Genomic DNA, 12,053 nt, shown 5'->3' with positions numbered 1-12,053 from the left:
TATTTGAGTTTTAATAGTTTCCTTATTGAAAAATTGAATTTTAATGATGGCAAATTAATTATAAAAAAGACCGCTCAAAAGCAGTCTCTTCTAGTCTAGAAATAAATTTAACTCGTACGCCTATTACGCGTCAGTTGATGTAACACCGACACCAATAAATCAATTTCTTCAGTCGTATTATAAAAAGCCAAAGACGGACGCACGGTCTGTTCTACACCAAAACGACGTAAAATTGGCTGTGCACAGTGATGGCCAGAACGGACGGCAATACCATGTTGATTTAAAGCTTTGCCGACTTGTTCAGTTGAATAGCCTTGTAAAGTAAAGGACATCACACTGGCTTTGTGATGTGCTGTTCCGATCAGACGTAAACCAGACACACTGCTCAGTGCATTTTGACCATATTCGAGTAGATCATGTTCATAGCGAGCAATGTTATGGATGCCTAGACTTTCGACATATTCAAGCGCAGCACCTAAACCAACAGCATCGGCAATGTTTCCAGTTCCAGCTTCAAACTTGTTTGGTGCAGGTTGGTAAACCACCTGTTCGAAGGTAACATCCTGAATCATGTTACCACCGCCTTCCCAAACAGGCATGCTTTCAAGCAGTTCTGGTTTTGCGTAGACCGCGCCAATGCCCGTTGGACCAAACACTTTATGTCCAGAAAACACAAAAAAGTCTGCATCAAGGGCTTGTACATCGGTAGGGATGTGCGAAACAGATTGAGCACCATCAACTAAAACACGTACACCTTTGGCATGCGCAATTTTAATGACTTCAGCAACAGGTGTGACTGTTCCTAATGCATTCGAAACTTGAGTAATCGACAGCAGTTTAGTGCGCTCATTAATCAGTTTTGGCAACTCTTCTAAAATAATCTGGCCCGTGTCATCCACAGGAATGACTCGTAATTTCGCTCCAGTTTTTTTAGTGAGTTGATGCCAAGGCACAATATTGGCATGGTGTTCTAAGTGAGAAACGATAATTTCATCACCTTCACCAATATTTTGCTCACCCCATGTTTTTGCAATCAGATTAATGCCTTCGGTTGTTCCTCGAACAAAGATAATTTCTTTAGAAGAGGGTGCACCAATAAATCGGGCAACTACATTTCTTGCATGCTCATAGGCGTCGGTTGCACGAGCCGCTAACTCATGGGCAGCACGGTGAATGTTCGAGTTTTCATGCTGATAAAAATAAGCAATCCGATCAATCACGCGCTGCGGTTTTTGTGTGGTCGCTGCATTATCAAACCAGACTAAAGGTCGACCGTTGACGCGTTCCTGTAAAATTGGGAAATCGCGACGTATGGCATGCACATCGAATGGTTGCGCACTGCTTGCTACAAAAGTGGGTTGCGATGGTTGATAGTGACTATAACTTTGTCCACTTTGAGGCAAGTCTAAAAAATAAAATCCAGAGCTTGCCGAACTTTGGGTAGGTGTGTTCGTTGCAAAACGATCTTCCGTAAGCAATGATTTCAGCTGGTCACCATGTGGCAATTGAAAAGGCTGTGCAACCGAATAATTATCTTCAACACCTTTAACAGACGGTTCTGCTGCATTGGGAGCAGAAAAATCATTTAAAAAATAATAAGGTGATTCACCTGCACCCGTTGGTAAGTTTGGTTCAATGCGTGGCACATTGGGTTCACTATGAGCAGCTTGTGGCAAATGTGGTTCAAATGGTGGGCGTGGCAAATTAGCTCCACCAACCACAGGTGCAGACGCTACAATTCGGCGTTCAGGGTAGTCGGGCAAATTTGGAATATGCTCAGGATATTCCGGATTGAGACTTTTCTGAAAGGCGATATTGGGCGCACGTCCACCGAGTGCAGAAAATGGTTCACCCGGTTGTGGTGGGTGCGGTGGCGCTCCGACAGGTAAATCCAAGTTAAGGCCCGATGGAGAAGCTGAACTGCTTGAGCTTGGCACTGCTGAAAAAAACTCATTAGCAAGTCGAGCAATGGTGGACTCATCAGGGAAGTTGGCTGTTGGGTTAGCACCAGTCACTTCAGGCCCCGTTGAACTACCTTGCAGATTACTTGTAGTTAACTGGGTAGTCATGATATTTGTCCACCTCCACATCATCTAATACTGCCAACGCATCGTCTGTTAATACTGCAAGTGAGCAATATAATGAGATTAGATATGATGCAATCGCATTACGGTTGATTCCCATAAAACGTACTGACAGACCCGGTGACTGTTCACCAGCAAGGCCCGGTTGAAACAAACCAACAATCCCTTGACGTTTTTCACCAACACGAAGCAGCAAGATTTTAGTTTTGCCATCTTCTACAGGAATTTTATTTGATGGAATGAGTGGATTTCCGCGCCATGTAATGAACTGCGAACCAAACAGACTAACCGTTGGAGGTGGTACACCACGGCGTGTACATTCACGTCCAAATGCTGCGATCGCATCAGGGTGTGCTAGGAAAAAACCCGGTTCTTTCCAAACTTTACGCAGCAAATCATCAAGATCATCTGGAGTAGGTGGGCCATTTAAAGTTGAAATACGTTGGTCATCTGTCACACTTGCCAGTAAACCATATTCAGGGTTATTGATAAGCTCACTTTCTTGACGTTCTTTAATGGTTTCAATCGTTAAACGGAGCTGTTCTTTAATTTGGTCGTGTGGGCTGCTGTAAAGGTCAGCAACACGTGTATGTACATCTAAAACAGTAGATACACCATTTAAAAAGTATTCGCGCGGCTCTGGATCATAATCGACAAAAGTTTGTGGCAAAGTTGCTTCATCACGTTGTGTGCAAGCCACCTGAATATCATCAGTATTATTGACACGGTTTAGGCGATAAATACCTGCTTCAACAGGAATCCACTGAAGTAAGTGAGTCAGCCATCGGGGAGTAATTGTAGAAAGTTGGGGAGCTGTTTTTGTTGCATTGGCCAGTTGGCGAGCTGCGTGGTCCCCAAGTGCAAGTTGGGCTTTGTCTGTATTTTTCGCCATGAATCATTTTTCCTTATTGCATTGGCTTTTTGAAAATAAAAATTCTAGGATGCATATAAACTAGAATTAGTTCTGGTTTTAAAATTAAAATCGCGTTATAAATTTTTTAAATACTGAGCTTATTAATGAGTTATCTATTTTCTAAATAAAAATATATTTAAACTAGAAATAAGCATTTTATTAATCTGCACGTTCTTTGTTTATTTATCTCCTTATCTATTTATTTCACATCTATAGTTTTTAACCGACAATATGATTTTTTTGATAAGACTCATTCGGTGACTGTAAAATCTGGCTACCTGCAGCAACACTATGGGTTAGCCAAACATTCCCCCCAATAATTGACCCTCGACCAATGGTAATACGGCCTAAAATAGTGGCACCTGCATAAATCACGACATCATCCTCAACAATCGGATGGCGTATATAGTCTTTTTTCAAACCACCATCATCATTGGTTTCAAAGCGTTTTGCTCCAAGGGTCACGGCCTGATAAATACGAACGCGTTCCCCAATCACACAAGTCTCGCCAATCACCACACCCGTACCATGATCAATGAAAAATCCTTTACCGATTTGCGCACCCGGATGAATATCAATACCTGTTGCGGAGTGAGCCAACTCCGAAATAATGCGAGACAATAAAGGCACTTGAGCATAGAGCTGATGGGCAATTCGGTGATAGATAATCGCAAATATGCCCGGATAGCAGAGTAATACTTCATCTACACTATGTGCTGCCGGATCACCTTCATAAGCCGCTCGCACATCGCCGTCTAAAAGGCGCCGTATAGAGGGCAAAGTGTTGGCAAAATCCTGCACAATAGTTTGAGCAAGTTCTTGTGGCTGCTGCACTGGGCTTGAATGACTCAAATGTCGTTTTGCTTCATAATTTAAAGCCAGTTGTACTTGAGCATGTAAGGCGGTTAGCACCCGATTTAAAGTATAGGCGATATAAGAATCTTCAGTTTCCTGGCGTAAGTCAGCAGGGCCTAAACGCATTGGAAATAAAATCCCGCACAGGTCATCTAAAATGGCCTTTAAAGCTTCTTTAGATGGAAGTTCGCGGCCCCCAAATTCTTTGGTTCTGTGCTGCTGCTGACGCCAGTCATGCCTTGCTTGTTGTAAACCTTGTACAACCGCATTAATGTTCCATTGAGTCACAAACTTTCCTTGATTCACTGAAAATTGATTGAAGTATTAGTCTTGTTGCCAAGGAAGTTGGTGGATGCGCCAGCCATTTTTCTGATTACGCTGTTGCTGTTCATTTAGATCACCTTCAAAGCCTTCAAGAACGTTATAAATGTGCTCAAAACCTGCATTAAATGCGGCTTCTGCTGCCTGTGCTGAACGGTTGCCACTACGGCATAACAAAAGAATGGTTTTGTCTTTACCAACTTTTGATTCGAGTTCTTTTAAAAAGCGTGGATTACGGTTAAACGATGTGCCTGTTGCCCAAGCGACATGAACACTTTCAGGGACATAACCTACAAATTTACGTTCTTCATTAGTACGTACATCAACTAAAACGGCTTCTCCTTGTTGTACGAGTTGCCATGCATCAACAGGTGATAAACTGCCACTAAAATTTAGTTCGTGTTCTTGTGCATATTGCTGTGCTTTATAAAGAATTTCTTCGGCTGAAAAGGATGTATTTGAACCATTTGAGATAAAACTTTGCGGAGTTTCAGTATTTAATTTAGCGTTCATTGAATATATCCTTATCTTTGATTTAGATTGTTAAGGTTCAATTTACGCGGTTTTAAATATAAGCAAAAATAAGGAATATCTATTTATATATATTATTTTGATAAATAAGAGCGGTGAATATTTTATATAAAACAGTATTAGTTAATCTTATAAAGTTATTAAAATAAAATAGATTTAAGAAATTTTATTATTTAGTAAAAAAACGTACAGATTAAAATAATCCGCACGGTTTTTAAAATTAAGCAAATCCACCATTTACTCGAATGACTTGAGAATTTCCCCAGCCCCCATCTGGGCCAGCCAGCAGGGCCACTACGCCAGCAATTTCTTCAGGTGTTCCGATTCGTTCCAATGGAGCAAGTTTTGCAATAGCCGCTACTTGCTCTTCAGTTTTTCCATTGTAAAAAAGGTCAGTACCTGTCGGACCGGGCGCAACGGCGTTTACAGTGATATTGCGTCCACGTAACTCATTTGCTAACACATGTACCAAGCCTTCGACACCTGCTTTTGAAGCAATATAGGGACCATATGCCGGAAAAGATTTAGCAATTACACTCGTTGAAAGGACAATAATCCGGCCACCATCCAGAACTGTTTCGGCTGCATACGCCAATATTAAAAAAGTACCACGTAAATTGGTATGAATTACTTTATCGAAATCTGGCAGACCTTTAGGTGTAATTTTTGCCATAGGCATAATACCAGCACTATGAACCACAACATCCAATTGACCGTTAATGGCTTTAGCTTCTTGAAACAAACGACTCACTTCATGTTCATTTGCGACGTCCGCTTGAATAGCAGAGGCTTGACCACCTTGCTCAATAATATGATCTACAGTGGCTTGGGCATGAACCTTATTGCCAGCATAGTTAACAATGACATAAAAGCCATCTTGAGCTAAACGCTCAGCAATAGCGCGACCAATACCGCGTGAAGCACCAGTAGCCAGAGCTGTTTTTCTTGAAATATTCATTTTTAGATTGCCTGTTTGAATAGGTATGGCTTATTTTAATAATATAGAAATATGGGATAAATCTTCATAATTGGATAAGATAATTCCATATTTGTTAATAATAGATAGGGTTAAAAGCGAGTACCATGGATAAATTTGATACCTTGCAACTTTTTACCCGCATCGTAGAGCTGGGTAGTTTTAGTCAGGCAGCCGATCAGCTGAATATCCCACGCGCTACAGCAAGTAATGCCATTAAGGAGCTAGAAAATAATTTACAGTGCCGTTTGCTAGAGCGGACGACTCGGCATGTAAGACCATCACTAGATGGGCAGGCATTTTATGAGCGTTGTACACAAATATTATCGGAACTCGATGATGCCGAATCGTCTTTACGCAATGTAATTGCACAGCCCCGTGGTTTGCTACGTGTCGATTTATCCGGTGCGCATGCGACCAAAATTGTTTTACCTAATATTGATCAATTTCACGAGTTGTACCCCGACATTGAATTCGTAATTAGTACGGGTGATCGCTTGGTTGATCTGATTCGGGAAGGGATAGACTGTGTGGTGAGAGCGGGGCGTTTGGATGATTCCACTTTAATTGCTAGACATTTGGTCGATATGCCACAAGTCATTTGTGCAAGTCCTGACTATTTAAATAAATATGGAACACTACAACAACCAGAGGATTTGTTATCACATTATTGTGTTAATTTCTTTTCGACATCAGGCGGGCGGAATTATCCATTTGAATTGATGGTGAACGGTAAAAAACAAGATTATTTTTTAAAAAGCTGGATCGCGGTAAATGATGCTGAAAACTATGTATTATCTGCTTTACGTGGGGCAGGTTTAATTCAGGTCCCGCGCTATCATGTGGCGAATGAATTAAAAGACGGGCAACTGGTTGAGGTCTTATCTGAGTGGGAAATCCCGAAGATGTCAGTTTCTGCTTTATATCCGCAGCATCGGCAGCTCTCGCCACGCGTACGCGTTTTTGTCGCTTGGCTGAGTGAGTTATATACGGGTTATTTTGCTAACTTTGAATACCCGCAAAAATGAAATATCTTGCGGGTAAGTCAAAAAACTGAATGATATTTTTAAGACTGATTCTGTAATTTATCTTGAGTATTGGTCTCAAAATCGCTCGCATCATGACGTTCATGCAACTGTGTGGCTAAATCACCAAAGGTACGGTTGACCATACGGCCACGTTGTACCGCTGGGCGCGCTAAAATCGCATCTGCCCAGCGCTGAACATTTTTATATTGATCGACACCTAAAAACTCCGCGCCGTTATACACCCAGTTTTTAACAAGACCGCCATACCAAGGGAACGCCGCAATATCAGCGATGCTATATTCAGAACCAGCTAAATATTCATGCTTTGCTAGATGCTGATCTAACACATCAAGTAAACGTTTCGTTTCCAAGGCAAAGCGGTTAATTGCATATTCAATTTTAACAGGGGCATAAGCATAAAAATGTCCAAAACCACCACCTAAGTAAGGTGCACTGCCCATTTGCCAGAATAACCAATTGAGACATTCAGTACGTGCAGCAATATCAGTGGGAATGAAAGCCTTAAATTTTTCAGCTAAATAAAGCAAAATTGAGCCAGACTCAAATACTCTTAATGGCGGGTTTTGGCTATGGTCAACCAATGCTGGAATTTTAGAGTTTGGATTAGCTTCTACAAAGCCACTACCAAATTGCTGTCCTTCACCGATTTTAATCAGCCATGCATCATATTCAGCATCTTGGTGTCCTAGAGCTAAAAGCTCTTCTAATAAAATAGTGACTTTTTGACCATTAGGCGTTGCTAAAGAGTAGAGCTGGAGCGGATGTTTCCCTACTGAAAGTGTATGCTCGTAACGCGCACCTGAGGTAGGTTGGTTTAAATCGGTTTTCTCTCCAGTCCATTGCCAAACTTGTGGAGGAATATAGTTTGAATCACTCATTTTTTATCTCATGTTTGGTGTAAATAAAGGGCTTAGTTATGTCGCAAGGCAAGCCATTTTTGTACGGTCGGTCGTTGCCATTGCTGTAATGCATAGTTTTTTAGGCGCTCTGGTACAGCATCACCATTTTGAATAAGGCGTTGCAACATCAGGGCAAGTTCAGCATCCACAATGCTCCATGAACCAAAAAGAAATTCGGTATCAGACGCAAGAAGTTTTTCTGCAACAAAGAAAAGTTTATCGGCTGCTTTTTTGCCTTCTTCTGAAAGTGGAGTGGACTTGGGCTGAATAAAAATAACATCGGTTGGACGCTCAGTTCTTAGTGCCACTAAGTCTGATCGGAGCCATGCCTGAATTTGTCTTGCTCTTGCACGTGCTTGAATATCTTTTGGATAAATAGATATGTTTGGATAAAGCTCTTCAAGATATTCCAAAATGGCAGAAGATTCTGATAAGGCAAAATCGTTATGCTCAAGTACAGGCACTTTAGCAGTTAAAGACTTTGCTACGTAAGATTTTTCAAACTGGCCTTGCTGGCCTAAGTTGATGGTCGCTATTTCAAATGGAATTTGTTTTTCATGTAGCCCTACAAAAACTGTAAACGCGTAGGGGCTTAGAAATTGTGAATCTGTGTACAGCTTAAAATGTTCATTATTCATTGTTATTGTCCATGTCATAAAACAATCGGATCTAGTCTAAGTGAGCTAGTCCACGATTGGGTAGCTTTTTTGTGGAAAAGCTTTATCGGTTTTTGAATTAAGCCATTTCAGTGTTCAAAGTTAGGGCTTAATGTGCTGGAAATGTTGACGAACAATGTTCAGCCACGCCTGTACCGCTGGTGAGACAGGAAGATTCTTTTTCCAAGCCATTACTAAGTGCCACTGAATATTTGGTTTTTCGAGTGGCACTGCTGCAAATAAAGTGGGGTCAAGCATGTCAGTATAATATTGAGGAAGAAGCGCGATTCCCATGCGTTGTAGTACCATGTCTGCCAAGAGATGCCATTGGCTGGTACGGCAAGCAATGGTTGGGTAAAAACCATGCTGCTTACAGGCATCGAGAATAATACTGTTTAAAGAGAAATTTTCAGGAAACATTAAAAACGATTGGTGTTGTAGCTCTTCTAGATTTATTTTTTTGCGGGTTGCCCAAGTCGCATCCCGACGTAAAAGAACCATTAAAGGGTAGTTACATAGCTCAATGCTATTGAAAATTTGTGTATCAAAGGGCTGCAATAAAACGCCAACGTCTAACTCGTTATTGAGTAAGGCTTGTTCAATACCACGTGAACCCACTTCCATAAAAGCCAATTCAATATCTGGTAATTGCTGATGATAATCAAATAGGGCAGTTGTTAAAAGCTGCGAACCTAAAGGCGGAACGCCAAGTTTTAAAGTTCCTGTTTTTAGTTGTTGGTAGTTTTCAATTTCAAGAAAGATGTTCTGTTCTGCCTGAAGAAGCTCGATCGCATGTTGATAAATGCGTTCTCCAATTTCAGTTAGTTCAATTTGTCTTTTTCGTCCATGATCAGGTTTAACCAAAAGCTGTACCTGAAGCTGCTCTTCAAGCTGCTGTAATATTTTACTAATAGTGGGTTGAGTCAGATACAACTCTTCAGCAGTACGGGTAAAACTTTTAGTTTTTACCAGCGTAACGAAGCACTGTAGTGATTTTAGAGAAAGCATAATAAAGAATAAATTATTCCATTTTAGAATAATATTAGCATGAATAATTCATATTTAGCAGCTTTAACCAAGATAGCATAATGGTGTAGTTAACCATTTAATTTGCAAAATGAGTACTGAATCTGCTTCTGGAACACCCACACAACCTTCACTTTTAGTTTTAGTTAAACAAATTTTGATTTTGGCTGGATTTTGGTGGGTCGGATATCTCTTACATCAAAAGCTTGGCGTACCTGTCTCAGCAGGCATTTTAGGTATGTTTTTATTGCTTTTATGCCTGTTCTTTAAAATTATCAAAATGGATCAGGTGGCAATAGGAGCAACCGTTGTTTTAGGTGAACTGTTGCTGTTTTTCGTGCCCGTTGTGGTCGCTGTAGTGCAGTATAAAACCTTGTTTATGACCGAAGGCTGGCAAATTGTGTTGAGCATTGCGGTTGGGACCATTTCGGTCATGCTCAGTACGTGCCTGACGATTCACTACTACAATCGTTTAAAGGCTTATTTACAGGCTCGAAAACGTCTTCAACATAAGCATATCTAAGAGAAAATGACATGAATATCTGGTCAATTCTTTGTCTGATCTGGACTTTGTCAGCCTATGTTGTGGCAAAGCGAATCTATCAGAAAAATCCAAAACTTTGGTTATCACCCGCGATTAGTGTACCTGTACTCACCATTATTTTGATGACGATTTTTGGAATTTCCTATCAAACTTATGCAGAAGATACGCAGTGGATTGTTAATTTATTAGGGCCTGCAACAGTTGCTTTCGCTGTACCGATTTATCGTTATCGGGAAACGATTCGTAAAAACCTTGGCGTCCTTTCGATTGCAATTATTGTGGGCATGAGTGTAGGTGTGATGTCAGCCTATGAGATGGCGCAGTGGTTCCACTTTAGCCCTGAAGTGACCAATAGTTTGATGGCACGTTCTATTTCCACACCATTTGCCATGATTTTAGCGGAAGATATTCACGGTTCGGCAGCATTGGTTTCTTTATTTACTGTCATTACGGGTTTGGTCGGTATGATTTGTGGTGATGCAATTTTAGCGATTACTAAAATTCGTTCTAATGTGGCCAATGGGGCAGCCTTCGGAAATGCAGCCCACGGTTTTGGTACAGTTAGAGCACAGCAACGCAATAGCGAAGAAGGTGTAATTGCCAGTTTAACCATGGTCATTGCTGGTATTTTAATGGTGCTGATTGGGCCATTTGCGATTCATCTATGGTTGCTGTTGTAGATTTTATCTAACTTGATTTGTCATGTTGTTGAATAATTCTTGATAGTTTTTTGATGGCTTGTCTCATCAGCTCCGGTTCAAAATCACCTAAGCCAACAATTAAACCCGGACGTTGTTGTTCTTGTGAAAATGTCGGTGAAATTGCTTTAATGGCAATGCCTGCATCGACTGCCGAGCTTGCAACGTCAATATCATTAATATGCTGAGCAAGCCATAACACCATATGCATGCCTTGATCGCCCGGCTGTAACCAAGCCAGTTCTTGAGGTATGTATTTTTCAATCAAGCCAATAATGTATTCTCGGACTTCTGCATAGACATTTCGAGTGCGTCGAATATGTCGTTCCAAATAACCCTCTTGAATAAAAGCTGCCAAAACGTGCTGGTCGGCAGCAGGTGGGTGTCGATCAATTAATACTCTGAGTCCACAAAAAGATGCTACCAACTCTTTAGGCAATACTGCATAACCAAGTCTAAGTGATGGAAATAGGACTTTACTGAAAGTGCCAAGATAAATGACTTGGTCGGGTGCCATGCCTTGCAAAGATGGGAAGGGCTGTCCGTTATAGCGAAGTTCACTGTCATAGTCATCTTCAATGATCCAAGCATTTTGCTGTTTTGCCCAAGCCAATAAAGCTGTACGTCTTGCAAGACTCATCGGCATGCCAAGTGGATATTGGTGAGACGGTGTCACAAAAGCAGCACGTGCATTTTTCGAAAATCTAATTCCGGTTTCAACCTGAATGCCTTCTTCATCAACAGGAACACGTACCATACGAATGTTTTGTACAGTATGCTCAAAAATGGCCGTTGTCCCCCGATAAGCTGGATCTTCAATCCAAACTTCATCTTTTGCTTCAAATAAAATCTGGCTGCAAATATAAAGTGATTGCTGAATACCGGGAGTAATTACAATTTGTTCAGGTTCGCAGTGGACAGAGCGGGATCGACGTACATAGTCGGCTATAGCAATTCTTAGTGATAATACCCCTTGAGGTTCACCATATCCTGAAGGAACACCTGCTCCCCGTGATCTATATTTATTACCAAATTTACGCCAGATATCACTTGGTTGAGTACGACCGACGGGGACAGATACCGCAAAAGGAACATGGGGAAGTGGCTTAAATTCATCAAGTACTTTGGCATAAGAACGTGCTGATTTGGTCAGAGGTATCGAGTTAGGCTTATTTTCTTTTGATGAATGTTGTATTCCAGACGTTTTAACCAAAGCATGAGACACATAAGTGCCAGTTCGTGGTTGAGAGTCAAACACACCTTCAGCTAAAAGCTGATCATAAGCTTCAATAATCGTTCCTCGTGCGACCCCAAGTGTTTGAGCCAGTTCTCGTGAAGAAGGCAATGGATCGCCAGGCTGTAAATCACCACTTTGTACAGCTTCACGCAAAGCTTGCGTCAGTTGAGCACTTATCTTTCCTTGGCTTTTATTAATCTTTGCAATAGACGGAAGTTCAACAACTTTTGCCATTCTTGCCATAATTCTGGTCTACTTAAAAAA

At 41.2% G+C, this 12,053-nt stretch carries 12 protein-coding genes; 3 read left to right on the top strand and 9 right to left on the bottom strand.

Annotated elements, in window-relative coordinates:
• Nucleotides 1-107: 107 nt before the first annotated feature.
• From J663_RS13005 to J663_RS12985, 5 genes are all read right to left on the bottom strand, one after another.
• A complete protein-coding gene (locus J663_RS13005; protein ID WP_033850213.1) occupies nt 108-2,069 on the bottom strand; it encodes a family 2A encapsulin nanocompartment cargo protein cysteine desulfurase in 1,962 nt (653 codons plus the stop codon).
• Complete coding sequence (locus J663_RS13000; RefSeq protein WP_033850211.1) at nt 2,044-2,976, bottom strand: family 2A encapsulin nanocompartment shell protein; 933 nt, start codon at nt 2,974-2,976, stop codon at nt 2,044-2,046. The genes J663_RS13005 and J663_RS13000 overlap by 26 nt, the downstream gene beginning before the upstream one ends.
• A 240-nt stretch (nt 2,977-3,216) precedes the next feature.
• On the bottom strand, nt 3,217-4,158 hold the full coding sequence (gene epsC / locus J663_RS12995) for a serine O-acetyltransferase EpsC (protein ID WP_081404749.1): 942 nt from the start codon (nt 4,156-4,158) through the stop codon (nt 3,217-3,219).
• An 18-nt stretch (nt 4,159-4,176) separates the two neighbouring features.
• On the bottom strand, nt 4,177-4,686 hold the full coding sequence (locus J663_RS12990; RefSeq protein ID WP_032003417.1) for a rhodanese-like domain-containing protein: 510 nt from the start codon (nt 4,684-4,686) through the stop codon (nt 4,177-4,179).
• Nucleotides 4,687-4,924: 238 nt separating this feature from the next.
• Nucleotides 4,925-5,662 carry an SDR family oxidoreductase gene (locus tag J663_RS12985; RefSeq protein ID WP_033850208.1) on the bottom strand — a complete coding sequence of 246 codons (738 nt, stop codon included), beginning with the start codon at nt 5,660-5,662 and terminating at the stop codon, nt 4,925-4,927.
• Nucleotides 5,663-5,787: 125 nt separating this feature from the next.
• Here J663_RS12985 and J663_RS12980 point away from each other — a divergent pair, with 125 nt between their 5' ends.
• Complete coding sequence (locus J663_RS12980; RefSeq protein ID WP_033850207.1) at nt 5,788-6,708, top strand: LysR family transcriptional regulator; 921 nt, start codon at nt 5,788-5,790, stop codon at nt 6,706-6,708.
• Nucleotides 6,709-6,746: 38 nt separating this feature from the next.
• Here the strand turns inward: J663_RS12980 and yghU are convergent, their stop codons facing one another.
• From yghU to J663_RS12965, 3 genes are all read right to left on the bottom strand, one after another.
• Nucleotides 6,747-7,607 (bottom strand): glutathione-dependent disulfide-bond oxidoreductase, encoded by an 861-nt coding sequence (gene yghU / locus J663_RS12975; RefSeq protein ID WP_033850206.1) that lies wholly within the window; start codon nt 7,605-7,607, stop codon nt 6,747-6,749.
• 32 nt (nt 7,608-7,639) lie between these two features.
• Entirely contained in the window at nt 7,640-8,266 is a 627-nt protein-coding gene (gene yfcF / locus J663_RS12970) for a glutathione transferase (RefSeq protein ID WP_033850204.1), read from the bottom strand.
• A 120-nt stretch (nt 8,267-8,386) separates the two neighbouring features.
• Complete coding sequence (locus J663_RS12965; protein ID WP_033850202.1) at nt 8,387-9,292, bottom strand: LysR family transcriptional regulator; 906 nt, start codon at nt 9,290-9,292, stop codon at nt 8,387-8,389.
• A 109-nt stretch (nt 9,293-9,401) separates the two neighbouring features.
• Between J663_RS12965 and J663_RS12960 the strand changes: the two genes are divergently transcribed.
• Together J663_RS12960 and J663_RS12955 are read left to right on the top strand one after the other, a co-directional pair.
• On the top strand, nt 9,402-9,833 hold the full coding sequence (locus J663_RS12960) for a CidA/LrgA family protein (protein ID WP_033850201.1): 432 nt from the start codon (nt 9,402-9,404) through the stop codon (nt 9,831-9,833).
• 11 nt (nt 9,834-9,844) lie between these two features.
• Complete coding sequence (locus tag J663_RS12955) at nt 9,845-10,534, top strand: LrgB family protein (protein WP_033850199.1); 690 nt, start codon at nt 9,845-9,847, stop codon at nt 10,532-10,534.
• Between the two features lie 7 nt (nt 10,535-10,541).
• On the opposite strand, the gene J663_RS12950 is transcribed toward J663_RS12955, so the two are convergent.
• Nucleotides 10,542-12,032 carry a PLP-dependent aminotransferase family protein gene (locus J663_RS12950; RefSeq protein WP_033850197.1) on the bottom strand — a complete coding sequence of 497 codons (1,491 nt, stop codon included), beginning with the start codon at nt 12,030-12,032 and terminating at the stop codon, nt 10,542-10,544.
• Nucleotides 12,033-12,053: the final 21 nt, after the last annotated feature.

Source organism: Acinetobacter sp. 826659, assembly GCF_000588515.1.
Classification (GTDB): domain Bacteria; phylum Pseudomonadota; class Gammaproteobacteria; order Pseudomonadales; family Moraxellaceae; genus Acinetobacter; species Acinetobacter pittii.
The sequence above is the reverse complement of the archived record's forward strand: the minus strand, read 5'-3'. Positions and strand labels throughout refer to the sequence as shown.